At 63.7% G+C, this 23,706-nt stretch carries 19 protein-coding genes; 10 read left to right on the top strand and 9 right to left on the bottom strand.

Annotation, left to right across the window (positions count from 1 at the left end):
- Positions 1-175: 175 nt before the first annotated feature.
- On the bottom strand, positions 176-4,030 hold the full coding sequence (gene metH, locus ACKWRH_RS41560) for a methionine synthase (protein WP_445218260.1): 3,855 nt from the start codon (positions 4,028-4,030) through the stop codon (positions 176-178).
- A 7-nt stretch (positions 4,031-4,037) separates the two neighbouring features.
- Complete coding sequence (gene metF, locus ACKWRH_RS41555) at positions 4,038-4,964, bottom strand: methylenetetrahydrofolate reductase [NAD(P)H] (RefSeq protein WP_445218259.1); 927 nt, start codon at positions 4,962-4,964, stop codon at positions 4,038-4,040.
- Positions 4,965-5,371: 407 nt separating this feature from the next.
- On the opposite strand from metF, the gene ACKWRH_RS41550 reads away from it, so the two are divergent.
- Positions 5,372-6,388: an LLM class flavin-dependent oxidoreductase gene (locus ACKWRH_RS41550; RefSeq protein WP_445218258.1), complete on the top strand. Its 1,017-nt coding sequence runs from the start codon at positions 5,372-5,374 to the stop codon at positions 6,386-6,388.
- Positions 6,389-6,560: 172 nt separating this feature from the next.
- Here the strand turns inward: ACKWRH_RS41550 and ACKWRH_RS41545 are convergent, their stop codons facing one another.
- Positions 6,561-7,421, bottom strand: coding sequence for a prephenate dehydratase (locus ACKWRH_RS41545; RefSeq protein WP_038933521.1), 861 nt, complete (start codon positions 7,419-7,421; stop codon positions 6,561-6,563).
- A gap of 21 nt (positions 7,422-7,442) precedes the next feature.
- Positions 7,443-8,183 carry a 3-deoxy-manno-octulosonate cytidylyltransferase gene (locus ACKWRH_RS41540; protein ID WP_014498245.1) on the bottom strand — a complete coding sequence of 247 codons (741 nt, stop codon included), beginning with the start codon at positions 8,181-8,183 and terminating at the stop codon, positions 7,443-7,445.
- A 219-nt stretch (positions 8,184-8,402) separates the two neighbouring features.
- Between ACKWRH_RS41540 and ACKWRH_RS41535 the strand changes: the two genes are divergently transcribed.
- From ACKWRH_RS41535 to ACKWRH_RS41510, 6 genes are all read left to right on the top strand, one after another.
- Positions 8,403-8,957, top strand: a complete 555-nt coding sequence (locus tag ACKWRH_RS41535) for a c-type cytochrome (protein ID WP_445218257.1) — start codon at positions 8,403-8,405, stop codon at positions 8,955-8,957.
- A 213-nt stretch (positions 8,958-9,170) separates the two neighbouring features.
- A complete protein-coding gene (locus tag ACKWRH_RS41530; protein WP_445218256.1) occupies positions 9,171-11,072 on the top strand; it encodes an extracellular solute-binding protein in 1,902 nt (633 codons plus the stop codon).
- A 14-nt stretch (positions 11,073-11,086) separates the two neighbouring features.
- On the top strand, positions 11,087-12,973 hold the full coding sequence (locus tag ACKWRH_RS41525) for an extracellular solute-binding protein (RefSeq protein ID WP_445218255.1): 1,887 nt from the start codon (positions 11,087-11,089) through the stop codon (positions 12,971-12,973).
- Positions 12,974-12,975: 2 nt separating this feature from the next.
- Entirely contained in the window at positions 12,976-14,085 is a 1,110-nt protein-coding gene (locus ACKWRH_RS41520; RefSeq protein WP_445218254.1) for a microcin C ABC transporter permease YejB, read from the top strand.
- The gene (locus ACKWRH_RS41515) at positions 14,085-15,263 is read left to right on the top strand and encodes an ABC transporter permease (RefSeq protein WP_445218253.1); all 1,179 of its coding nucleotides are present in this window, start codon (positions 14,085-14,087) and stop codon (positions 15,261-15,263) included. The genes ACKWRH_RS41520 and ACKWRH_RS41515 overlap by 1 nt, the downstream gene beginning before the upstream one ends.
- 7 nt (positions 15,264-15,270) lie before the next feature.
- Positions 15,271-16,908 (top strand): ABC transporter ATP-binding protein, encoded by a 1,638-nt coding sequence (locus ACKWRH_RS41510; RefSeq protein WP_445218252.1) that lies wholly within the window; start codon positions 15,271-15,273, stop codon positions 16,906-16,908.
- Positions 16,909-17,001: 93 nt separating this feature from the next.
- On the opposite strand, the gene ACKWRH_RS41505 is transcribed toward ACKWRH_RS41510, so the two are convergent.
- Both ACKWRH_RS41505 and ACKWRH_RS41500 read right to left on the bottom strand, forming a co-directional pair.
- Positions 17,002-17,232 carry a hypothetical protein gene (locus ACKWRH_RS41505; RefSeq protein ID WP_445218251.1) on the bottom strand — a complete coding sequence of 77 codons (231 nt, stop codon included), beginning with the start codon at positions 17,230-17,232 and terminating at the stop codon, positions 17,002-17,004.
- Between the two features lie 37 nt (positions 17,233-17,269).
- Positions 17,270-17,551 (bottom strand): hypothetical protein, encoded by a 282-nt coding sequence (locus tag ACKWRH_RS41500; protein ID WP_445218250.1) that lies wholly within the window; start codon positions 17,549-17,551, stop codon positions 17,270-17,272.
- Between the two features lie 288 nt (positions 17,552-17,839).
- Between ACKWRH_RS41500 and ACKWRH_RS41495 the strand changes: the two genes are divergently transcribed.
- Complete coding sequence (locus ACKWRH_RS41495) at positions 17,840-18,007, top strand: hypothetical protein (protein WP_445218249.1); 168 nt, start codon at positions 17,840-17,842, stop codon at positions 18,005-18,007.
- Here the strand turns inward: ACKWRH_RS41495 and ACKWRH_RS41490 are convergent.
- The 3 genes from ACKWRH_RS41490 to ACKWRH_RS41480 form a co-directional block, all read right to left on the bottom strand.
- Positions 17,986-18,934, bottom strand: a protein-coding gene (locus tag ACKWRH_RS41490) for an IS630 family transposase (RefSeq protein WP_445215585.1) whose coding sequence is annotated in 2 segments (ribosomal slippage) — positions 17,986-18,597 and positions 18,599-18,934 — 948 coding nt in all. Because the reading frame shifts where the segments join, the coding sequence is not laid out codon by codon here. The two genes, ACKWRH_RS41495 and ACKWRH_RS41490, sit on opposite strands and share 22 nt — an antisense overlap.
- A 317-nt stretch (positions 18,935-19,251) precedes the next feature.
- Complete coding sequence (locus tag ACKWRH_RS41485; RefSeq protein ID WP_445218248.1) at positions 19,252-20,094, bottom strand: C40 family peptidase; 843 nt, start codon at positions 20,092-20,094, stop codon at positions 19,252-19,254.
- Positions 20,087-21,460 (bottom strand): leucyl aminopeptidase family protein, encoded by a 1,374-nt coding sequence (locus ACKWRH_RS41480; RefSeq protein ID WP_445218247.1) that lies wholly within the window; start codon positions 21,458-21,460, stop codon positions 20,087-20,089. The genes ACKWRH_RS41485 and ACKWRH_RS41480 overlap by 8 nt, the downstream gene beginning before the upstream one ends.
- 220 nt (positions 21,461-21,680) lie before the next feature.
- Between ACKWRH_RS41480 and ACKWRH_RS41475 the strand changes: the two genes are divergently transcribed.
- A complete protein-coding gene (locus ACKWRH_RS41475) occupies positions 21,681-21,884 on the top strand; it encodes a hypothetical protein (protein WP_018454690.1) in 204 nt (67 codons plus the stop codon).
- A gap of 256 nt (positions 21,885-22,140) precedes the next feature.
- A complete protein-coding gene (locus tag ACKWRH_RS41470) occupies positions 22,141-23,643 on the top strand; it encodes a metallophosphoesterase family protein (RefSeq protein WP_445218246.1) in 1,503 nt (500 codons plus the stop codon).
- Positions 23,644-23,706: the final 63 nt, after the last annotated feature.

The following is a 23,706-nucleotide window of genomic DNA, read 5'->3' as shown; positions in this document are numbered from 1 at the left end:
ATCCATCGGCATGGCAGGGATGATGGAATATTACCGGTGTTTTGCCCGACGGAGCAAGTCATTTCGGTAAGGCCGAAATTCCTCAAGCCTTTCAACCCCACCTCTACTGTGCATGGGGTTGTTTTTCACTTTTTAGTCTTGGGAAGCGAAGGCGGGCTGGGAAGCGAAGGCGGGCCTACCCCGCCCCCGCGCGCTTCTTCTGCCAGACGAGATGCACCGCGCAGGTGCAGCCGGGCGGGTGCGAGGCGAGGTCCTTCGACGTCTCGTCGTTCGCAGGTGTCGCCGCGAAAGCCTTGTCGGTCTGCCGCGACGGGATGTAGTTCAGCACCGGCGCGAGCCAGCGCTCGGTTTCCGCCACACTCATTCCCTTGCGTGCGGCATAGTCCTCGACCTGGTCACGCTCGATCTTGCCGACGCCGAAATAATAGCTCTCGGGGTTCGCGAAATAGAGCCCGGACACGGAGGAGCCCGGCCACATCGCGAAGCTCTCGGTCAGCTTCACGCCGGCAGTCGCTTCCGCGTCGAGCAGCTCGAACAGCGTCGCCTTCTCGGTGTGATCGGGCTGCGCGGGATAGCCCGGCGCGGGGCGGATGCCCTGGTACTTCTCGAGGATCAGGTCCTCGCTGGAGAGCGCCTCGTCCGGCGCGTAGGCCCAGAACTCGCGGCGCACGCGGGCGTGCATGCGTTCGGCGAAGGCCTCCGCAAGGCGATCGGCCAAGGCCTTGCACAGGATTGAGGAGTAATCGTCATTGGCCATCTTGAAGCGGTCGGCGACCACATCCTCGCCGATGCCGGCCGTGACGACGAAGCCGCCGACATAGTCGGGCACGCCGGCACCAACGGGCGCGACGAAGTCGGCGAGCGCGGCGTTGAACCGGCCCTCGCGCTTCTCGAGTTGCTGGCGCAGCGTGTGCAGCGTCGCGATTCTCTTGGTCCGGCTTTCGTCGGCATAGAGCACGATGTCGTCACCTTCAGCGTTCGCCGGCCAGAAGCCGACCGTCGCGCGCGCCCGGAACCATTTTTCCCTGACAATCAGGTCGAGCATTTTCCGCGCATCGTCATAGAGCGAGCGCGCGACCTCGCCGACCTTGGAATCGTCGAGAATGGCGGGGAAGCGGCCGGCGAGCTCCCAGGTCTGGAAGAACGGCGTCCAGTCGATATAGGGCACGAGCTCAGCGAGATCGTAATCGTCGAAGCTGCGGGTGCCGAGGAAGGTCGGCTTCACCGGCTTGTTCGCGGCGAAGTCGACCGGCACGCGGTTGGCGCGCGCGGCCGCGAGCTTCAGGCGCTTCTTGTCGGCCTGCGCGCGCAGATGCGCATCCGAGATTTTTGCGTATTCGGCGCGCACCTCGGCGGCATAGGCCTCGCGCTTCTCAGGCGAGAGCAGCGAGGAGGCAACGCCGACGGCGCGGCTGGCGTCATTCACATGCACGACGGGACCGGCGCGATAGCTCGGGTCGATCTTGACCGCCGTGTGCACGCGGCTCGTGGTGGCGCCGCCGATCAGCAGCGGCAGCTTCAAACCTTCGCGCTGCAATTCGCCGGCGAAGAACGCCATCTCGTCGAGCGAGGGCGTGATCAGGCCTGATAGCCCGACGATGTCGGCCTTCTCCGCCTTCACGGTCTCGACGATCTTTGCAGCCGGCACCATCACGCCGAGGTCGATGACCTCGAAGTTGTTGCACTGGAGCACGATGCCGACGATGTTCTTGCCGATGTCGTGGACGTCGCCCTTGACGGTCGCGAGCACGATCTTGCCGGCGGAAGAGGAGCCTTCGGTGCCGATGCCGTTGGCGAGGTTGCGTGCCTTCTCTTCCTCCATGAACGGCATCAGCCACGCCACCGCCTGCTTCATCACGCGCGCGGATTTCACCACCTGCGGCAGGAACATCTTGCCGTCGCCGAAGAGGTCGCCGACCACGTTCATGCCGGCCATCAGCGGTCCCTCGATCACGTCGAGCGGACGCTTGGATGCCTTGCGGGCCTCCTCGGTGTCCACTTCGATGAACTCGGTGATGCCGTGCACCAGCGAATGCGACAGCCGCTTCTCCACCGGCCATTCGCGCCAGGCGAGGTCGGCTTCCTTGGTCTGGGTCTTGTTGCCGCGGAATTTCTCCGCAAGTGCCAGCAGGCGCTCGGAAGCGCCGGGGTCGCGATTGAGGATGACGTCCTCGCACACCTGGCGCAGCTCGGCATCGATGTCGTCATAGACGATCATCTGTCCGGCATTGACGATGCCCATGTCCATGCCCGCCTTGATGGCGTGATACAGGAACACCGAGTGCATGGCCTCGCGCACCGGCTCGTTGCCGCGGAACGAGAACGACAGATTGGAGACGCCGCCCGAGATGTGCGCGCCCGGCAGGTTCTGGCGGATCCAGCGCGTCGCCTCGATGAAGTCGACGCCGTAATTGTTGTGCTCCTCGATGCCGGTCGCGATCGCGAAGATGTTCGGATCGAAGATGATGTCTTCCGGCGGGAAGCCGACGCGGTCCACCAGGATGTCGTAGGCGCGCTTGCAGATATCGGTCTTGCGCGCGAACGTGTCGGCCTGGCCGACCTCGTCGAACGCCATCACCACCACGGCTGCGCCGTGGCGCCGGGCGATCTTCGCCTCGTGAATGAACTTCTCCTCGCCTTCCTTCATCGAGATCGAGTTGACGACCGGCTTGCCCTGCACGCATTTCAGGCCGGCCTCGATCACCGAGAATTTCGACGAGTCGACCATCACCGGGACGCGAGCGATGTCGGGCTCGGCGGCGACGAGATTGAGGAAGGTCACCATCGCGGCTTCCGAATCCAGAAGCCCTTCGTCCATGTTGACGTCGATGATCTGCGCGCCGTTCTCGACCTGGTCGCGGGCGACCTGCAGCGCGGCGGTGTAGTCGCCGGCGGTGATCAGCTTGCGGAAGCGAGCGGAGCCGGTGACGTTGGTGCGCTCGCCGACGTTCACGAACGGGATAGCGTCGGTCAGAATGAAAGGCTCGAGGCCGGAGAGGCGCAGGCGCGGCTCGATCTCCGGCACGACGCGCGGCTTGTGTGGGGCGACGGCCGCCGCAATCGCCGCGATATGGTCCGGCGTGGTGCCGCAGCAGCCGCCGACGATGTTGACGAGGCCGTCGCGTGCGAACTCGCCGATCAGCCGCGCCATGTATTCCGGGGTCTCGTCGTACTGGCCGAATTCGTTGGGCAGGCCGGCGTTCGGATAGGCACACACCAGCGTGTCAGCGACGCGGCCGATATCGGCGATGTGGGCGCGCAGATCTTCCGCGCCGAGCGCGCAGTTGAAGCCGATGGTCACGGGTTTTGCGTGTCGCACCGAATTCCAGAACGCTTCCGGCATCTGGCCCGAGAGCAGGCGGCCGGATTTGTCGGTGATGGTGCCCGACACCATCACGGGCACGTCGATGCCGCGTTCTTCGGTGATTTCGGCAATCGCATAGAGCGCCGCCTTGGCGTTCAGCGTGTCGAAGATGGTCTCGACCAGCAGCAGATCGACGCCGCCGTCGAGCATGCCGTTGATCTGCTCGCCATAGGATTTGCGCAAATCGTCGAACGTGACGGCCCGGTAGCCGGGATTGGACACGTCGGGCGAGATCGAGGCGGTGCGGTTGGTCGGGCCGATGGCCCCCGCAACGAAGCGCGGCTTGCCGTCCTCGGCCTCGACGCGCCGTGCGGCGTTGCCGGCGAGGCGGGCGCCTTCGCGCGCCATCTCGTAGACGATGTCGGTGAGGTCGTAATCGGCCTGCGCGATCGAGGTCGTCGAGAAGGTGTTGGTCGCGACGATGTCGGCGCCGGCGCGCAAATAGGCGGCGTGGATATCCTCGATCGCCTGCGGCTGGGTCAGGATCAACAGGTCGTTGTTGCCGCGCAGATCGCGATGGAAATCCTTGAAGCGCTCGCCGCGGAAGGCGGCCTCGTCGAACTGGAGGTTCTGGATCATCGTGCCCATGGCGCCGTCGAGCACGAGGATGCGCTCGCGTGCGGCATTGAGCAGGGCAGTTCGCTTGGGAGAGGTGGATACGGTCATTGTCTTCTTACGCCGCCTTCTGCGCGCTCTTGGCGCGGATGCCGAGCAAATGGCTGATCGCGAACACGAGATCGGCGCGGTTCATGGTGTAGAAATGGAAGGTGTCGACGCCGCGCTTCGCCAGCTTCTGCACCTGGCCGGCCGCAACCGTCGCGGCCACCAGCTTGCGGGTCTCGGCGTCGTCGTCGAGGCCGTCGAATTTCTCCGCAAGCCAATCCGGCACGCTGGTGCCAGCGCGGGTGACGAAATTGCGGGCCTGCTTGAAGTTGTGCATGGGCATGATGCCGGGCACGATCGGGATGTCGATGCCTCGGGCACGGACGCGGTCGAGGTAGCGGAAGTAGAGGTCGTTATCGAAGAACACCTGGGTGATCGCGCGCGTCGCACCCGCATCGACCTTGGCCTTCAGCGTGTCGATGTCGGCGTCGAAGTCGCGCGCTTCAGGGTGCTTCTCGGGATAGGCGGACACGGACACTTCGATGTCGCCGTGCCGCTTCTTGATGCCCGCAACGAGGTCGGCAGAACTCTGGTAGCCGTCGGGGTGGCTGGAATAGGGCGTGCCGATGCCGCCGGCGGGATCGCCGCGCAGGCCGACGATGTGGCGGACGCCGACCTCGTGATAGCGGTCGACGATCTCGTCGATCTCCCCGCGCGAGGCGCCGACGCAGGTCAAATGCGCGGCCGGCAGCAGCGCGGTCTCCTTGAGGATGCGGGTTATGGTCGAATGGGTGCGCTCGCGGGTCGAGCCGCCGGCCCCATAGGTCACGGAGACGAATTTCGGGTCGAGCGGGGCGAGCCGGTTGATGGTCTCCCAGAGATTGCGCTCCATCTCTTCCGTCTTGGGCGGAAAGAACTCGAAGGAGATCGCAGGCCGCTTCGAGGAGAGGTGCCCGTTTTGCCCTTCGGCTCGGGCAGGCGTCGTCAGATCGGTCATGGCACCACTCACTCCAGGGGCTCGTCCGGCTTTCGGCGGCCGGCAGTCAGGTCTCGATTGGACGCGGCTAAGATAAGCCAAAGCGGTTGCAGTCGACAGCCCATCGGAGATGGGAAATGGCCCACTTTCATCGATAGCAGTGGAAATATCGTGCGGATGAGGCAGCGGTTGGGAAGTGCGCAGAGTTGACAAAAATATAAATAAATCAGAGCGTTAATATGATTCTAGCGATAAGCGGAAGCGAATAAGTGGTGTGGGCAGTGTGAAGATCGTGCTGCTAGGACAAGTGTTGTCCCATCGCCTCAACCGGTCTTGCCGCGCGGGCTCGCGGGCTCGCGGCCCGCACACGCCAGACCTGCGCAGTCTGCCCATTGCCGCCGCGCCGGCCTTCATTACCTTAGCGCGCCATGATCCCGCTCTCAGTCCTCGACCTCTCCGTCGTCACCACAGGTACAAGACCCGCCGCGGCGCTGCGTAATAGCATCGATCTGGCGCGCCATGTCGATGGGCTTGGCTATGTCCGCTACTGGCTCGCCGAGCATCACAACCTCGCCTCGGTGGCGAGCCCGGCTCCCGATGTGATGATCGGGCAGATCGCGGCGGTGACGAAGCACATCCGCGTCGGCTCCGGCGGGGTGATGCTGCCCAACCACGCCCCGCTCGTGGTGGCCGAGCGCTTCAAGATGCTGGAGGCGCTGTTTCCCGGCCGCATCGATCTCGGTCTTGGCCGCGCCCCCGGCACCGACGGGGCCACCGCCTACGCACTGCGCAGCCGTCTCGACCGCCGCGAGGGCGACGACTTCCTGGAGCGGCTGCACGAACTGATTCTGTGGGAGACCCGCGAATTTCCCGCGGGCCATCCCTACAACAACGTCGTCGCGATGCCCGACGACACCAAGCTGCCGCCGATCTGGCTGCTCGGCTCCAGCGATTATTCCTCGGAGCTCGCCGCGCAGGTCGGCATGGGCTTCGCCTTCGCCCATCATTTCGCATCCCATGACGCGATCGATGCGATGGTGCATTACCGCAACCGTTTCCAGCCCTCGGCCTGGAGCGCGAGCCCGCACGCGATCCTCGCCGTCGCCGTCATCACGGCCGACACGGATGAGGAGGCCGAAAAGCTCGCCGCCTCGTTCGATCTCAACCGCCTGCGCCGCGACCGCGGGCAATATCTGCCGCTGCCGAGTGTCGAGGAGGCGCTGGCCTATCCCTATACGGACGCCGAGCGCATTTCGATCTCGCGCAACCGCTCGCGCCTCTTCGTCGGCAATCCGGCGACGGTGCAGAAGAAACTGCAGCCGTTGATCGACGCGAGCAAACCGGACGAGTTGATGGTGATCACGGCCGTGTACGATCACGACGCGCGAAAGAAGTCGTATTCGCTGCTGGCGGAGGCGTTCGGGCTGAAAGCGGCCGCGGCGTAGCTTACCCTCCCCTGGAGGGGGAGGGTCGCTAGGCATTGAGCGAAGCGAAATGCGTAGCGGGGTGGGGTGACGGTCTCTCGGCGACGAATACTGCCCGAATGGAGAGATCACCCCACCCCACCCCGCTCGCGCGGCGCGCGATCGACCCTCCCCTCCAGGGGAGGGTGGCCAATCAATCCTGCTGCGTCTCGCTGAACGTCGCGCGGAACGGGTGCCCCGGATACACGCCGACGATGCGGAATTCGCGCGAGAAGAACTTCAGCTCCTCGATCGCGAAGGCGAGCCCCTTGTCGTCAGGGTGGCCGTCGACGTCGGCATAAAACTGGGTGGCGAAGAAATTGCCGTCGACCATGTAGCTTTCGAGCTTGGTCATGTTGACGCCGTTGGTGGCGAAGCCGCCGAGCGCCTTGTAGAGCGCGGCGGGCAAGTTGCGCACGCGAAATACAAAAGTCGTGACCAGCGGGCCGGAGCCTTGCGCGGCCCATTTCGGCTCGCGCGCCAGCACCACGAAGCGCGTGGTGTTGTGCGCTTCGTCCTCGATGTCCTCGGCCAGGATGTCGAGGCCGTAGATCTTTGCCGCAAGCCGCGAGGCGATCGCCGCGACGGCCTTGTCGTTGCGCTCGGAGATGTCGCGGGCGCTGCCGGCGGTGTCGGCGTGCACGATCGGCTTGATGCCGAGCTTGCGGATGATGCGCCGGCACTGGCCGAGCGCATGCACGTGGCTCTCGACGCTTTTGATGTCCTCGAGCTTCGTCCCCTTCACCGCCATCAACTGATGGCGGACCGGCAGAAACCATTCGCCGATGATGAAGAGGCCGGAGGCCGGCAGCAGATGATGGATATCGGCGACGCGACCCGCGACCGAATTCTCGATCGGGATCATGCCGAGATCGGCCTCGCCCGACGAGATCGCCGACAGCGCGTCCTCGAAGGTGGCGCAGGGCATCGGCTCGGCGTCGGGATAGGCCTCGACGATGGCGATGTGGGAATTTGCCCCAGGCTCGCCCTGGAATGCGATTTTCAGCTTGCTCATGATCGGCCTTGTAACAGCGGCTCAGGATTTGGAAAGGATACTGCGGGCGGTCTCCAGGTCCGCCGGCGTGTCGACCCCGCGGGGCACGGTGTCGACGATGGTGAAGTCGATCCGCATCCCGGCCTCCAGCGCCCGGAGCTGCTCGAGCTTCTCCTGCAATTCCAGCGGGGACGGCGGCAGCGAGACGTAGCGCTCCAACGCGGCGCGGCGATAGGCGTAGAGGCCGATATGGTGGTAGCGCGGTCCGTCGCCGGTCGGAGCGGTCGCGCGAGTGAAATAAAGTGCGCGCATGCGTTTCCCGCCCAGCGAGGTCCCGATCGCCTTTACGACGCTCGGCGCGAGGTCTTCCTCCTCGGTATGGATCTGCGAGGCCAGCGTCGCGATGTCCACCGCCGGATCTTGCAGCGGCGGCAGCACCTCGCGGATGTTGTCGATCGTGATGGTCGGGAAATCGCCCTGGAGATTGACCACGATCTCGGCCTTGCCTGAGGGATCGAGCTTCTGCATCGCCTCGTGGATGCGGTCGGAGCCCGAGGGGTGCTCCGGGCGGGTCATTACGGCTTCGCCGCCATGGGCGGTGACCACGGAGGCGATCTCGTCCGTATCGGTCGCGACCGCGACCCGGCCGATGCCGGCGGCCTCTGCCCGCCGCATCACATGCACGATCATCGGCAGGCCCGCGATGTCGGCGAGCGGCTTGCCGGGCAGGCGGGTGGCGGCCATGCGGGCCGGGATCAGCACCAGGATGCGGGGATCGATCATCGGGTCAAGGGCCTGGAAACGAGAGGTTTTCCGCGTCGAGAAATGGGGTGGGGACGGGCTGAAAGCCGGGTCGCTTATACGGGTTGCCAGACCCCGGGCAAACCGATATCTCAATGGCAAAACTCGGGGAAACAACAAGGAACGTTTGATTCTCCCGAGGCTCGTCCTGGCGGCCGCGCGGCCGCTATTTCCTTACTGTGGTGTGGGGCCTGGCCGGAAATGGACTCTTTCGAACTCAATAAGATTCTCGGTGCCGTGTTGGGCACCTGTCTCATCCTGCTGGTGACGAGCTTCACCGCCCAGGCGCTGTTCACGCCGAAGCCGCTCGAGAAGCCGGGTTTCGAGATTGCCGTCAAGGAAGACGCCGGCCACGGCAAGGAAGGCGGCGCCGCTGCCGCTGCCTCCGAGCCCATCGAAAAGCTGCTCCAGACCGCGTCCGTCGAGAAGGGCGCGGCGGCCGCCAAGAAGTGTGGTGCCTGCCACACCTTCGAGAAGGGCGGCCCGAATCGCGTCGGTCCGAACCTCTATGGCGTCGTCGGCGAAGCGAGGGGTGAGGGCCGTGGCGGCTTCAACTTCTCGGCCGCCATGAAGGCCAAGGGTGGCACCTGGTCGTTCGACGACCTCAACAAGTTCATTGCCAACCCGAAGGGTTTCATCCCGGGCACCGCGATGGGCTTTGCTGGCATCCCGAAGGACTCCGAGCGCGCCGACGTCATCGCCTATCTGAATTCGCTGTCAGAGCACCCTCAACCGATCCCAACGGCGTCGAAGTAAGGCCGTCAAAAACCGATCTTGGAAAGTGCGGCCAGGCTGAAAAGCCTGGCCGTTTGCTTATCCGGGCCTCGCGGTGAGTTTATCGGGGCGTTTGGCCGCATCCGACAGGCCGCCCGGGCTTCCAACATGAGGAAAAAGCAACATATTCCGTCGAAACCTCGCCTATATTGAGCACTTAAAGGGGTAACCTCCTTCAAGACCAGGAATGTTGATTTGGCCATTACCCGACGCGATCTCCTGCTCACCGGCACTGCCGCCGTAGCGCTCCCCGCCCTCGGTTCCGTAGGGGGCCTTCCCGTCATCGGCACGGCCGTGGCGCAATCCGCCAGCGAGCTGCCTTGGCGGCATGCTCTGTCGCTGTTCGGGCAGGTCAAGTATCCCGCCGACTTCAAGCGCTTCGATTACGTCAATCCGGAAGCGCCCAAAGGCGGTGTCGCACGCCAGATCGCCGTTGGCACCTTCGATAATTTCAATATCGTGGTGGCGGGGGTGAAGGGGCAGGTCGCCGGTGCCGTCGCGTTCATCTACGAATCCCTCACGACGCCCTCGCTCGACGAAGTCTCGACCGAATACGGCGCGCTGGCCGAGGCCGTCAGCCACCCGGCCGACTTTTCCTTCGTCACCTATCGTTTGCGGCCGCAGGCCAAATGGCATGATGGCAAGCCGGTCACTGCGGACGACGTGATCTTCTCGCTGGATGCCTTCAAGAAGCATCACCCGATGTACTCGGCCTATTACAGCCATGTGGTGAAGGCCGAGAAGGTCGGCGAGCGCGAGGTGAAGTTTGTGTTCGACGCACCGGGCAACCGCGAGTTGCCGCAGATCGTCGGGCAGCTCACGGTTTTGCCGAAGCATTGGTGGGAGGGGACCGACGCGCAGGGCCGCAAGCGCGATGTCTCCGCGACCACGCTCGAAATACCGCTCGGTTCCGGCCCCTACAAGGTCAAGGAATTCGTTGCGGGACGGTCGATCGCGCTGGAGCGCGTCAAGGATTATTGGGGGCGCGATTTCGCCGCCAATGTGGGCCGCAACAATTTCGACGAGATGCGCTACGAGTATTTCCGCGATGCCACCGTGGCGATCGAGGCTTTCAAGGCCGATCAGGTGGACTGGCGCACCGAGAACAGTGCGAAGAACTGGGCGACAGCCTACGACTTCCCGGCCGTGACCGAAAAGCGGGTGATCCTCGAGGAGTTCGCCAATCGTAGCTCGGGTGTGATGCAGGCTTTCGTGCCGAACCTGCGCCGCGCCAAATTCAAAGATCCTCGCGTGCGTCGTGCGCTCAACTATGCGTTCGACTTCGAGGAGATGAACAAGCAGATCTTCTACGGTCAGTACAAGCGCGTCAGCAGCTATTTCGATGGCATCGACGAGCTCATGGCGACCGGGTTGCCGCAGGGGAAAGAGCTCGAGATCCTCGAGACCGTCCGCGCCGAGGTCCCGCCGGAAGTGTTCACGACGGCCTACACCAATCCGGTCGGCGGCAGTCCGGAAGCCGTGCGCGACAATCTTCGCGAGGCGCTGCGCCTGTTCAAGGAGGCCGGCTACGAGGTGCGCGACCGCAAGTTGGTCGACGTCAAGACCGGTGCGCAGTTCACCCTGGAGCTGCTGAACCAGGATCCGAGCTTCGAGCGGGTCACGCTGTTCTACAAGCCGTCGCTGGAACGACTCGGCATCGCGGTCAGCGTGCGCACGGTCGACCCGACTCAATACGAGAACAGGACTCGGGACTGGGATTTCGACGTCGTCACCAACTCATGGGGCGAGTCGCAGTCGCCCGGCAACGAGCAGCGCGAGTTCTGGTCGTCCAAGTCGGCCGACATCGCTGGTTCGCGCAATATTACCGGCATCAAGAATCCGGCGATCGACAAGCTGATCGAGAGGCTGATCTACGCCACGGGTCGCGACGATCTCGTCGCGGCAACCAAAGCGCTCGACCGCGTGCTGCTATGGAATCACTACGTCGTTCCGCAATGGACCTATTCGAAGATCCGCACCGCGCGCTGGGATCGCTTCGGCCGACCGGCGGAATTGCCCAAATACGGTCAGTCCGGCTTCCCGTTCATCTGGTGGTACGACGCAGACAAGGCGGCACGGATCGCAAAGAAGTCGTGAAGGACATCCCCCGCATGACGCAGATGTCACGCCGCCATGTTCTGGCTTTGGGTGTCGGCGGCGCTCTCGGTGCGTCCCTCGGCGCGCTGATGTTGCCCGGCGCACGCGCATCGGAAGCGGGGACCGAGGCGCACGGCATCTCGGCGTTCGGCGATCTCAAATACCCCGCCGACTTCCACCATTTCGACTACGTCAATCTCGATGCGCCGAAGGGCGGCACGTTCTCGCTCATTCCGTCGGTGCGCGCCTACAACCAGTCCTATCAGACCTTCAACTCGCTCAACGCCTTCATCCTGAAGGGTGACGGCGCGCAAGGCATGGACATGACGTTTGTGCCGCTGATGGCGCGTGCAAATGACGAGCCTGATGGAATGTACGGCCTTGCCGCCAAATCCGTGCGGATATCGCCGGACAGGCTTGTCTATCGCTTCACCATGCGGCCCGAGGCGAAATTCCACGACGGCAGCAAGCTCACCGCCCACGACGCCGCGTTTTCGCTGACATCACTGAAGGCCAAGGGACATCCGCTGATCATCCTGCAGATGCGCGACATGGTGAGTGCGGAAGCGATCGACGACGCGACGCTCGTCGTGACCTTCGCCAAGGGGCGCGCCCGCGACGTGCCGCTTTATGTCGCGAGCCTGCCGATCTTCTCGAAAACGTATTATGCGTCGCGCGCCTTCGACGAAACGTCACTCGATACCCCGCTCGGCTCTGGCCCGTACAAGGTCGGCAAGTTCGAGGTCAACCGCTATATCGAATATGAGCGCGTCAAGGACTGGTGGGCTGCCGACCTGCCGGTTTGCCGCGGCAGCTACAATTTCGACGTCGTGCGCTATGAATTCTATCGGGATCGCGATGTCGCGTTCGAGGGGTTCACCGGCAAGAACTATCTCTATCGGGAGGAATTCACCTCGCGCATCTGGGCGACGCGCTACGACTTTCCGGCGGTGAAGGACGGGCGCGTCAAGATGGAGGTGGTCCCTGACGACACGCCGTCCGGTGCGCAGGGCTGGTTCATCAACACGCGGCGCGACAAGTTCAAAGACCCGCGTGTGCGCGAGGCCTTGATCAATGCCTTCGACTTCGAATGGACCAACAAGACCATCATGTACGGCGCCTATGCCCGCACGGTGTCGCCGTTCCAGAACTCGGACCTCATGGCAAGCGATGGGCCTCCGTCGCCGGAAGAGCTGAAGCTGCTGGAGCCGTTTCGCGGCCAGGTGCCCGACGAAGTGTTCGCCGCACCGTTCACGCCTCCGATCTCGGACGGCTCCGGCCAGGATCGCGGCTTGTTGCGCAGGGCCCAGCAACTGCTGGCCGAGGCTGGCATGCCGATCAAGGATGGCAAGCGGGTGCTGCCGAATGGTGAGGTATTCAGGATCGAGTTCCTGCTGGACGAGCCTTCGTTCCAGCCGCACCACGCGCCCTACATCAAGAACCTGGGCACGCTCGGTATCGAAGCGAGCGTGCGTCTCGTCGACGCTGTGCAACACAAGGCGCGCCAGGAAGATTTCGACTTTGACATGACAATCCAGCGTTTCAGCATGTCGGCGACGCCGGGCGACGCGATGCGATCGTTCTTCTCTTCGCAGGTCGCGGCAACCAAGGGCTCGTACAATCTTGCGGGCGTCGCCAGCCCGGCGATCGATGCCATGATCGAGAAGATCATGGCGGCCGACAACCGCGAGGATTTGACCGTCGCCTGCCGCGCCTTCGACCGCCTGTTCCGCGCCGGCCGTTACTGGGTGCCGCAATGGTATAACAAGACGCACCGGCTCGCTTATTGGGACCAATTCGCTCATCCGCAGAAGCTGCCGCGTTACGCCAACGGCGTCGGCGCTCCCGAAATCTGGTGGCACGATGCCGCCAAGACGGCCAAGCTCGAGCAGGCGAAATAATCATGAGCGCCTATATCGCCCGCCGCATCCTCCTGATGATCCCGACGCTGCTCGGGATCCTCTTCGTCTCCTTCGTCGTCGTGCAATTCGCGCCGGGCGGTCCGGTCGAGCGCGTCATCGCGCAGCTCTCGGGCGCCGACACCGGCGGCAGCTCGCGCATCTCGGGCGGCGGTGATTTCGCTCAGCGCGCGCCCGGTCAGCTGGGCGCTGGTGGCGATGCCATCAACTCGAAATATCGCGGCGCGCAGGGCCTGGACCCTGACTTCATCAAGAAGCTGGAGAAGCAATTCGGCTTCGACAAGCCGGCCCCCGAACGCTTCGCGCTGATGGTGTGGAATTTCGCCCGCTTCGATTTCGGCAACAGCTATTTTCGCGATGTCAGCGTGCTCCAGCTGGTCAAGGAAAAGCTGCCGGTCTCGATATCGCTCGGCATCTGGCTGACGCTCTTGACCTACCTGATCTCGATTCCGCTCGGCATCCGCAAGGCGGTCAAGGACGGAACGCGCTTCGATACCTGGACGTCGAGCGTACTCGTGCTCGGCTACGCGATTCCCGGCTTCCTGTTCGCGATCCTCCTGATCATCCTGTTCGCCGGGGGCTCGTTTTTCAACTGGTTCCCGCTGCGCGGGCTGACGTCGGACGGCTGGTCGCAATTTCCCTGGTACTGGAAGATCATCGATTACTTCTGGCATTTGACGCTGCCGCTGATCGCCATGGGGCTCGGCGCGTTCACCACCATGACGTTCCTGACCAAGAACTCGTTTCTGGACGAGATCCGCAAGCAATACGTGATGACTGCGCGCGCGAAGGGCTGCAGCGAGAATCGAGTGCTCTATGGCCACGTCTTCCGCAACGCGATGCTGATCGTGATCGCGGGCTTTCCCAGCACCTTCATTCACGCTTTCTTCTCGGGCTCGCTTCTGATCGAGACCATCTTCTCACTGGATGGGCTCGGACTGCTCAGTTTCGAGAGCGTTCTCAACCGCGACTATCCCGTGGTGTTCGGCACGCTCTTCATCTTTTCGCTCGTCGGCCTCGTGATCAACCTCATCTCTGACCTGACCTACATGTGGATCGATCCGCGGATCGATTTCGAGGCGCGGGAGGTCTGATGACACTGATCGCCCCGACCCCGATCGAAACCACCGCAAAGTCGCCGCTCGGCGATGCCGTGCCGATCACGCGCAAGCCGTTCGTGCCATCGCCGCTCAACCGCCGGCGCTGGCAGAATTTCAGGGCGAACCGGCGCGGTTACTGGTCGTTCTGGATCTTCATGATCCTGTTCGTGGTGTCGCTGTTTGCCGAGCTGATCGCCAATGACCGGCCGTTCCTGATCAAGTACGACGGTCATCTCTACTGGCCGGCTTTCGTCACCTATTCCGAGACGACCTTCGGCGGCGACTTCGAAACGGCGGCCGACTACCGCGATCCCTATTTGCAGAAGCTGATCAAGGACAAGGGCGGCAGCATCGTCTGGCCGCTGATCCGCTATTCCTACGACACCCATAATCTCGACCTGCCGACGCCGGCGCCGTCGCCGCCGACCTGGATGTTGACGGAGGCGCAGTGCAAGCCTGTCGTCGAGAAGAAGGGCCTCAAGAGCTGCCGCGACCTCGAATACAACTGGCTCGGCACCGACGATCAGGGCCGCGATGTGGTTGCGCGCCTGATCTACGGTTTCCGCATCTCGGTGCTGTTCGGTCTGTGCCTGACCATCGTCTCCTCGGTTGTCGGCATCGCAGCCGGCGCGGTGCAGGGCTATTTCGGCGGCTGGGTCGACCTGTTGTTCCAGCGTTTCATCGAGATATGGACTGCGATCCCTTCGCTCTACCTCTTGCTGATCCTCTCGTCGGTGCTCGTGCCCGGCTTCTTCGTGCTGCTCGGCATCCTGCTCCTGTTTTCCTGGGTGTCGCTGGTCGGGCTCGTGCGCGCGGAATTTCTACGCGGGCGCAATTTTGAGTACATCCAGGCCGCGCGTGCGCTCGGCGTGTCGAACGCCGTGATCATGTTCAAGCATTTGCTGCCGAACGCGATGGTCGCGACGATGACCTTCCTGCCGTTCATCGTGTCGTCCTCGGTGATGACGCTGACGGCGCTGGACTTCCTCGGCTTCGGGCTGCCGCCCGGCTCGCCGTCGCTAGGCGAACTGCTGTCGCAGGGCAAGTCCAACGTGCAGGCGCCCTGGCTCGGTTTCTCCGGCTTCTTCTCGGTCGCGATAATGCTGTCGCTCTTGATCTTCATCGGCGAAGCCGTGCGCGACGCCTTCGATCCGCGCAAGACGTTCAAGTGAGGGCGTGATGGACGCGATCAACCAGCCCCTGCTTGCTGTCCGCGACCTCTCGGTGGCCTTCCACCAGGGCGGCGCGACGACGCTTGCGGTCGACAAGGTCTCGTTCCAGATCAAGCGCGGCGAATGCGTCGCGCTGGTCGGCGAATCCGGCTCCGGCAAGTCGGTCAGCGCGCTCTCGATCCTGAAGCTCCTGCCCTATCCGAACGCCTCGCATCCCTCGGGCAGCATCCGCTTCAAGGGGCGCGAGCTGATCGACCAGTCCGAGCAGCAGATGCGGGAGATTCGCGGCAGCGATATCTCCATCATCTTCCAGGAGCCGATGACCTCGCTCAATCCGTTGCACACGATCGAGGCGCAGATCGGCGAGATCATCCAGCTCCACAATCCGACCAGCAATGCCGAGGCGCGCAAGCGGACGCTGGAACTGCTGACGCAGGTCGGCATTCCCGAGCCCGAAACGCGGCTCAACAGCTATCCGCACCAACTCTCCGGCGGCCAGCGTCAGCGCGTCATGATCGCGATGGCGCTTGCCAACGAGCCGGACCTCTTGATTGCGGACGAGCCGACCACGGCGCTCGACGTCACCGTGCAGGCGCAGATCCTGGCGCTGCTCGCCGAGATCCGCTCCCGGCTCGGCATGAGCCTGCTGTTCATCACCCACGATCTCGGCATCGTGCGCCGCATCGCCGACCATGTCTGTGTCATGAAGGGCGGCGAGATCGTCGAGCAGGGGCCGGTCGAGCAGGTCTTCAGGACCCCGAACCATCCCTATACGCGCGACCTGCTCGCGGCGGAGCCGAAGCCCGATCCGGCACCGCCGCAGCCGAGTGCACCGGTGGTGATGTCCGCCGATGATTTGAAGGTCTGGTTCCCGATCAAGCGCGGCTTGATGCGCAAGACGGTCGGCCACATCAAGGCGGTCGACGGCGTCAGCATTGCCGTACGCAAGGGCGAGACGCTCGGTGTTGTCGGTGAATCCGGCTCGGGCAAGACCACGCTCGGGCTGGCGCTGATGCGGCTAATCTCCTCGAACGGCCGCATTGTTTTCCTCGGCAGGGACATCCAGGGCCTGCGCTTCAAGGAGATGCGACCGTTCCGGCGCGACATGCAGATCGTGTTCCAGGATCCGTTCGGCTCGCTCAGCCCGCGCATGTCCGTTGCCGACATCGTCGCCGAGGGCCTCACCGTGCATCAGCCCAAGCTGTCGCGCGAGGAGCGCGAGGCGCGCGTCGTCAAGGCGCTCGAGGACGTCGGGCTGAAGGCGGACACCCGCCACCGCTATCCGCATGAATTCTCCGGCGGCCAGCGCCAGCGCATCAGCATCGCGCGCGCGGTGGTGCTGGAGCCGGATTTCGTCGTGCTGGACGAGCCGACCAGCGCCCTCGACATGCTGATCCAGGCGCAGATGGTTGACCTCTTGCGGGAACTCCAGCGCAGGCGCGATCTCACCTACATGTTCATCTCGCACGATTTGCGCGTCGTCGCCTCGCTCGCCAGCCATCTCATCGTGATGCGCGGCGGCAAGGTGGTCGAGGAGGGGCAGGCCGCCGAACTGTTCAAGAGCCCGAAGACGGATTACACGCGCGCGCTGTTCGCGGCGGCGTTCCGGCTGGAGACGGCGGGGAACGGGGCGGTGGCGACCTGATCCCGTTATTCCGGGGCGCGCGATAGTGCGAACCCGGGGGACGCTTCTGCTTGTGGCCAAAGCAGCGGGCTTGCACCTGCCAGTCGCGTTGATCTACGCGGCGCGTTCCTTGTCTGACTGTTCCTCGATCGTGGTCGCTGTTTCTTCCAACTTCTTTTCGTAACTGCCCGCGAGCCTCTCAATACTATCGGCCCACATCCTCAGCATTGAGACCTGAAAGTGGATCATCGGCTTCAAGGCATTCATGCCGATTGCTGTCGCTGCGGCGATGCGCCGTTGTGGGTCGTGTGCGAGATGGTTTGCAGTACCGGTCTTGTCTGCCATGGTGCTCGCTCCTTCGCTCTGGTGTTATGGTCTAAAGTCACCTCTCGGGTTGAGAATCGCGTTCTTCTAAACGCTCGGCCAAAATTTGATCTGCCGCGAGTCGCGCACATTGGTCGTCATGCAATTCATCCATTTTTCTCAAGTAGGCGACTGCGGCTATTTGCAAGAGATCGAAATCATCTTCGCCGGTATTGCGAAGATTGGCGATGTAGCGGTAGAGGGCGGCACGCCTGTTGTCATTCTCGCCGACGCCACTGTGGAGCAGCAAGTAGTTCCGCCAAGCGAACGCACACGCGCCTTCTCTGGCCTGAGAATTCATGGGCACCTCCCAAAGGCAGAGAAAGACTGACGACGCCTTTCGTTCCGCGAATCTCTCAGTTGTAACGTTGTTCCGTAGCTGCGCCGCGAAGTGCCTATGAGCCGGCCGCGGGTTGCCCTTCGAATGACGGGTTGCAGGAATGATCGTGCGTGTGTTCCCTGCAAAATGAGCTTGGGGAACGTACGAGACTTCCGGGTCTATCTGCGCTGGAGTGTCGCAGTCGGCTTCGCTCAAATATATCGGTACCTACGATAATATCCGACCCAAGAGCTTACCGCGGAGGCGGTGATGGCTTCAAAGCTGTCTTCGGGCGTTGTTGCCTTGCTACTGGCTGGAACAACGGCGCTTTTGATCGCACTTCGGCCACCCGCGTGGCTACTGCTGGTGCTTGGTTCCTTTGCATTGGCGGTGCTGTATATCGTCGCTAGAGCGTTTCACATTTTGACTGAAGCATAACCGGCGTTGGCGAAGTAGTTGGCGCATTCGCGAGGCTGGATGTCGTGGACGAGGTGACCGATGTGGCGCCAAGTGTCCTCGATGGTGCGCTTCTGAGCTTGCCGCATCCAGTGTTTGATCTTGGAGAAGGCCTGTTCGATCGGGTTGAGGTCGGGCGAGTATGGCGGCAGGTACCAGAGCCTGGCGCCAGCAGCCTGGATCATCTGCCTGACAGCTTTCGACTTGTGGCTTCCGAGATTGTCGAGAATGACGATGTCGCCTTCGCGCAGGGTTGGCAGGAGAAGGTGCTTCACATAAGCGCGGAAGCATTCGCCGTTGATCGGGCCGTCGAAGACGCAGGGTGCCGTGAGTTGGTCATGACGGAGCGCGCCGAGGAATGTGAGGGTACGCCAGTGACCGTGTGGGGCGAAGCCGCGCAGGCGTGCCCCTTTGGGGCCCCAGCCCCGCAAAGGGGCCATGTTGGTCTTGATCCAGGTCTCATCGATGAAGACGAGCCGGCCCGGATCAAGTCCGGCCTGCCAGGATCGCCAACGCTGGCGCCTACGAGAGACGTCGGCGCGAGCCTGTTCGAGGGCGAACAGTGTTTTTTTTGAACCGCAGCCCTTCCCGACGCAGGAACAGCCAGACCGCGTTGTGTGAGACCTTGACCCCACGGGTTGCCAGTTCCGCCTTCAGACCATGCAGCGTCAGGTGCGGCGTCTGAGTGATCCGCTCGACGATGAAGGCGCGGTGCGGATCAAGCACAGGCTTGCGGTGACCGCCCATCTTGCCAGGCACAACCGAGCCGGTCGCCCGCTGCCGCTGTGACCACTTCACAACCGACGAGACCGCAACACCAAACCGTTCCGCCACAGACCGGCAGCTCTCGCCCGCCAAAACCGACGCCACCACACGCTCGCGAAGATCCAGGGAAAGAGGTCGGGTCATGCGATGCTGGCCTCCAATCCAGTCAGCATCTTGAATCACAATCCGCCAAAAACCGGAATCCCCTCCGATTCAATTAAGCAATGAAAGGCTCTAGAACAAGGTCGCGTTACGATCCGCTCGATCCGCGCTTCGGCAGCTGCATCCCTCCGATTTCCAAGCCGAAGACCAGCGCCGACAATGTACCCAGGCAACATGGCGACGTCTGACATACATCAGATGCGGATCCGCTTCTGGCCCACGATCGACATGCGGCCATATCGGCTTCGACGCCGCTTTCCGAAAGTAGAGCGGACGCGACGAATTCATCAGTGCCCGCCCTAGAGCCGCTTGATCGCGACGATTTCGCTGCCAGCCGCCTTGATCCGCGCGATCGCCGGCTCGGTCGCCTCAATCACGGTTGCCATGTGATGCGCGTTGGCGTGAACCATGGTGCCGCCATCGCGGACGATGGCGACATGGCCCTTCCAGAAGATGAGAGCGCCGCGTTGCAGCTTGCTCCGCTCATGAGGCTCCAGCGCGCGGCCGAGCCCTGCCTGCTGCATGTCGCTGTCGCGCGGGCAGCCGATGCCCGCTGCTGTCAGCGAGACCTGCACGAGGCCGGAGCAATCGATGCCGAGGCTGCTCTTGCCGCCCCAGAGATAGGGCGTGCCGACGAAGCGTTCGGCGACCGCGACGAAGTCCGGCTCGCGATGATCGAGCGGGGCGAGATGGGCATTAGGCAGATATTGTCCGTCGCGCGTCACGGCGAAGCTGCCGTCCTCGCGCACCACCACAATCTTCGAGCCCAGCGCGAGCGTGGCGGCCGGCGGCAGTTTGATCGAGGGACCAGGGAAGGCGAACGTTCGGAGCGCGCTTACCTTGTGGGTCGGCGCAGCGGCCGGCTTCATCAGGGCTGCGTCGGGGAGCCAGCCGACATAACCATCGCCGCCAAGCTGGCCCCAGGCCCAGCCCTCGCCGTTGCGATCGTAGACCGTGACGCGCTCGCCGCGCAGCGCCTCCGTCATCAGCATCGCGTTCGACGACGGCTGCTCGCGCACCGGCGCGATCGCCTCGAAGACCTCGAATTCCTCGCCCGTGACGAAGCGGTCGGCTTGCACCTTGCCTTCGAGATATTTCGCGGCGAGGTCGCCGCGCGCCGGTGTCAGCCGCGGATCATCCATAGCGCTCGCTCAGCAATGTGTAGATGGCGCGCGCGGCCTGGCATTCGCCGCCTTCGGGCCGCGCCGGCTTTGCCGACGGGGTCCAGCCGTAAATATCGACATGCAGCCAGTTCTTCGCCTGTTCGACGAACCGTTGCAGGAACAGCGCGCAGGTGATCGAGCCGGCAAAGCCGCCGGACGGCGCGTTGGTGATGGTGGCGGTCTTGGAGTCCAGCCACGCATCGTAAGGCGGCCACAGCGGCATGCGCCACAACGGATCGTTCTCCTTCGCCGCGCACCGCGCGACGTCGGCGGCCAGCGTCTCATCATTGGTGTAAAAGGGCGGTAAATCCGGCCCCAGCGCGACGCGCGCCGCGCCGGTCAGCGTGCCCAAATCGATCAGAAGATCCGGCTTTTCCTCGTCGGCCAGCGCCAGCGCGTCGGCGAGCACGAGCCGGCCCTCCGCGTCGGTGTTGCCGATCTCGACCGTGATGCCCTTGCGCGAGGTGAAGATGTCGAGCGGCCGGAAGGCATTGCCGGAGACGGCGTTCTCCACGGCCGGAATCAGCACGCGCAGGCGGACCTTGAGCTTCGCATCCATCACCATGCGCGCGAGCGCCAGCACGTTGGCGGCGCCGCCCATGTCCTTCTTCATGATCAGCATGCCGCTCGACGGCTTGAGGTCGAGCCCGCCGGTGTCGAAGCAGACGCCCTTGCCGACCAGCGTCACCTTGGGATGATCGGGATCGCCCCAGCCGATGTCGACCAGCCGTGGCGCGCGGTCCGAGGCCATGCCGACGGCGTGGATCAGTGGAAAATTCGTCTTCAGATCCTCGCCGATGGTGCAGGCAAAGCTGGCACCGAATTCCGTGGCGAGCGCTTGCGCGACCGCAGCGAGCTCTTCCGGGCCCATGTCGTTGGACGGCGTGTTGATGAGATCGCGCGCCAGCATCGCGGCGTCCGCCACGCGATTGATCTCGGCCGCGTCGACGCCATCGGGCGGTACCAGCCGGACGGCGGGGCGGTCAGCCTTGCGGTAGCGGGCGAAGCGGTAGCTGCCGAGTGCAAAGGCAAGCGACGCCAGCCGCGCATCGTGCGGCGCATTGGCAAAGCGATAGATGCCCGGCGGCAGCAGGCCGGGCAGGGCGCCCGGCCGGAACAGGTCGCGTGATCTCGCGCCCTCGTCCTCGAGTCCGAACAGCACTTGCGCGATCGCGCCGTCCGGCGCAGGCAGCGCGAGATAGCCGCCCGGCTTGGCGGCAAAGGCGCTCGCGGTGGCGAACTGGCGCTGCACCGGCGGCAATTTCTCGGCGACCTGATCCCAGCTCGATTTGGTGACGAAGGTGATCGGGATGGCAGTGGGCGATGTCTCGAAGACAGAAGGCATTGGCGGGTCCGGATCGTCAGATCAAGCAGGTCATGCGAACGGACGAGACTTCGCAGAGTTTCGCCGCGGCTGCAATCGGCTTTGACGTCACCGTTCAGCGACCCGCTACTCGCCGCAAGGGGCCCATGCTAGGTTCCGGCAACGGCCGCCGGATCGACTGGGAAAACTGTGCAGGAGATGACCGGCGGCCGAAGACGAGGCCTGCCGGGAGGAAACTGCAATGGAATTTGTGTGGAGCGTGGTCACATTCATCGGCCAGGCCGTCGAGGCGATTTTTGGTTATGTCGAGCATCATCACTGGATCTTCGCATTCCTTGCCGGCGGTTACGTCTTCTATCTCCACGACCGCTCCGTCCACGCGCGGTTCGATGCGCTCGACAAGCGCATCGACGAAATCCGCAAGCGGCTTGCCATCGAATATTGATCGGGTGAGCGAAACCATCGCCGGGCGGATCTCGTATCCATGCTGAGAACTGCCGTTCACGAGAGCGCGGCCGCGGGGCTTTACTAGCGCCGCGGTTGTGGCATTATTGACGAATATTTTAGATTGTGCCGTGCGGTTCTGCTGGCATCGAGCGCAACAACGCGGCGGGCCGGCTTGATATCCGGCCAAACCTGTTCGTCGAAAGCATTCTTCTCATCGTTTGGGCGGCGCAGCATTCGCAAATGAGCGGCGCAAAATGGATAGAGCGTTCGTTATTGCGCAGATTTCCGACCTGCATCTGGATGGGTCAGGCCGGCTGCTGGCGACGACCGAGGCGCTCAGTGCCGCAATCCGTGAGGCGATGGCGGACTTCGCGAACGTTCCCGATCGCATTCTGCTGATCACGGGTGATCTCGTGGACGACCCGACGCCGCGCGCGCTGGACGAAGCGCTCGCCGTCATCGCGTCCTTCCGGCAGGCCGGGCTGTTCACCGACATCCAGGCGGTCGCGGGCAATCACGACGTCAAGCGCCTGAGCCAGCGCGCGGGCCGCCACGACGTCTATGATTATTTGCATCTGCCGCGGAGCTCGAAGAGCGTCTATTACCGCCAGGCTGGCCTCGATCTGGTGCTGCTGGACTCCAACCGCGCGAGCCTCTCAACGCTGGCAAGCGGCAGTATCGACGAAAGCGGCTACAGCGCGCTTGTCGCGGATTCAGCCCGGCTGAGCGTCGAGCTCGCGGGCAGCATGGGATCCGTGGGGCGTGCCGACTATGCCGAGCCGGCGGAAAACCTGGTGCGCGTGCTGGCGTTGCATCATCATCCGCTGCCGCAGGCGACCGGCGAAGGAAAGCGGTTTCTCGGCGTCCCCGACGAACCGCTGATGTATCTCGCGGCGCCCGCAACATTCCTCGAAGCGGCGACGTCGCTTAACGTCAATCTGGTCCTGCACGGACACCGGCACGTCGAAGGGCTGACCCGTTATTCGATCCCGGATCCGCGGGCCACGCGCAGCGAAAGCGGCGAAGCCTTCTGGCGTACGATCTACGTGCTCTCGTGTCCGTCCTCGACCGGGCAGGCCGGTGACGATGCCGGCTTCAACATCATTCATTTTGGCGCATCGTCCCAGGCGGGCCGCGCGGAGCACCAGTTCGCGATCTCGCGCTATTCGCGGCCGCGCAACGACGGCACCTTCGGGCTGCTCGACTCGAACCTGCCGGACGGCGTCATCAGGTTGCCGGCAGGACGGGATTTTTCTCGCGATCCCGCCGTCCAGTCGGCCATCGAGATCGCCTCATGTGCGATGCTGAGGCGTGATCAAGTTGCCGCACAGGCCCGCAGGCTCCTGATGCGCCGCGCTTTCTATGCCGACGGCGAGGTGGACTGGGTGAGCGCGCTCCACGCCTATCTCGTCACCTCATGGGCCTGGGCCGATATCGCGGGCAAGTTCGCGAGATCGGAGCGCAGGGATGACGCCGAGGCGCTGGCCGCGGTGAAGTTGCTGCTGCGCCGCTTGATCGAGCACTGCGCCGACGTGCTCGGCATTGACGACGTGCAGCTCGACGAGCTCCTTGCGAAGCGGCTGGTCAACCGCGACGACTTCCGGCGCGAATGGCCGGGGATGCCGAGCGCGGGCGTCGATGTTGCCCAGGCGCGGCGCCGGCTGCAATTGCTGCTGCACGACCTGAACGAGCCGGTGAAGGTGCTCGGTCTCGATCTGGCCCTTGGTGGCGAGCCGCCGCCGCAGACACCGCCATGATGGGCAGCCAGGCTGACGTTAACCGGCCGTTAGGGTTAACAGTCTATTGCTGGCGCGTTCGGC

This window comes from Bradyrhizobium sp. Pa8 (genome assembly GCF_052588265.1).
This window is presented reverse-complemented; position numbering and strand designations above follow the sequence as displayed.

What these genes read in the sequence shown, in the direction of transcription:
- metH (WP_445218260.1), bottom strand. Translation starts at nt 4,030, where the DNA reads ATGACCGTATCCACCTCTCCCAAGCGAACTGCCCTGCTCAATGCCGCA.
- metF (WP_445218259.1), bottom strand. Translation starts at nt 4,964, where the DNA reads ATGACCGATCTGACGACGCCTGCCCGAGCCGAAGGGCAAAACGGGCAC.
- ACKWRH_RS41550 (WP_445218258.1), top strand. Translation starts at nt 5,372, where the DNA reads ATGATCCCGCTCTCAGTCCTCGACCTCTCCGTCGTCACCACAGGTACA.
- ACKWRH_RS41545 (WP_038933521.1), bottom strand. Translation starts at nt 7,421, where the DNA reads ATGAGCAAGCTGAAAATCGCATTCCAGGGCGAGCCTGGGGCAAATTCC.
- ACKWRH_RS41540 (WP_014498245.1), bottom strand. Translation starts at nt 8,183, where the DNA reads ATGATCGATCCCCGCATCCTGGTGCTGATCCCGGCCCGCATGGCCGCC.
- ACKWRH_RS41535 (WP_445218257.1), top strand. Translation starts at nt 8,403, where the DNA reads ATGGACTCTTTCGAACTCAATAAGATTCTCGGTGCCGTGTTGGGCACC.
- ACKWRH_RS41525 (WP_445218255.1), top strand. Translation starts at nt 11,087, where the DNA reads ATGACGCAGATGTCACGCCGCCATGTTCTGGCTTTGGGTGTCGGCGGC.
- ACKWRH_RS41520 (WP_445218254.1), top strand. Translation starts at nt 12,976, where the DNA reads ATGAGCGCCTATATCGCCCGCCGCATCCTCCTGATGATCCCGACGCTG.
- ACKWRH_RS41515 (WP_445218253.1), top strand. Translation starts at nt 14,085, where the DNA reads ATGACACTGATCGCCCCGACCCCGATCGAAACCACCGCAAAGTCGCCG.
- ACKWRH_RS41510 (WP_445218252.1), top strand. Translation starts at nt 15,271, where the DNA reads ATGGACGCGATCAACCAGCCCCTGCTTGCTGTCCGCGACCTCTCGGTG.
- ACKWRH_RS41505 (WP_445218251.1), bottom strand. Translation starts at nt 17,232, where the DNA reads ATGGCAGACAAGACCGGTACTGCAAACCATCTCGCACACGACCCACAA.
- ACKWRH_RS41500 (WP_445218250.1), bottom strand. Translation starts at nt 17,551, where the DNA reads ATGAATTCTCAGGCCAGAGAAGGCGCGTGTGCGTTCGCTTGGCGGAAC.
- ACKWRH_RS41495 (WP_445218249.1), top strand. Translation starts at nt 17,840, where the DNA reads ATGGCTTCAAAGCTGTCTTCGGGCGTTGTTGCCTTGCTACTGGCTGGA.
- ACKWRH_RS41485 (WP_445218248.1), bottom strand. Translation starts at nt 20,094, where the DNA reads ATGGATGATCCGCGGCTGACACCGGCGCGCGGCGACCTCGCCGCGAAA.
- ACKWRH_RS41480 (WP_445218247.1), bottom strand. Translation starts at nt 21,460, where the DNA reads ATGCCTTCTGTCTTCGAGACATCGCCCACTGCCATCCCGATCACCTTC.
- ACKWRH_RS41475 (WP_018454690.1), top strand. Translation starts at nt 21,681, where the DNA reads ATGGAATTTGTGTGGAGCGTGGTCACATTCATCGGCCAGGCCGTCGAG.
- ACKWRH_RS41470 (WP_445218246.1), top strand. Translation starts at nt 22,141, where the DNA reads ATGGATAGAGCGTTCGTTATTGCGCAGATTTCCGACCTGCATCTGGAT.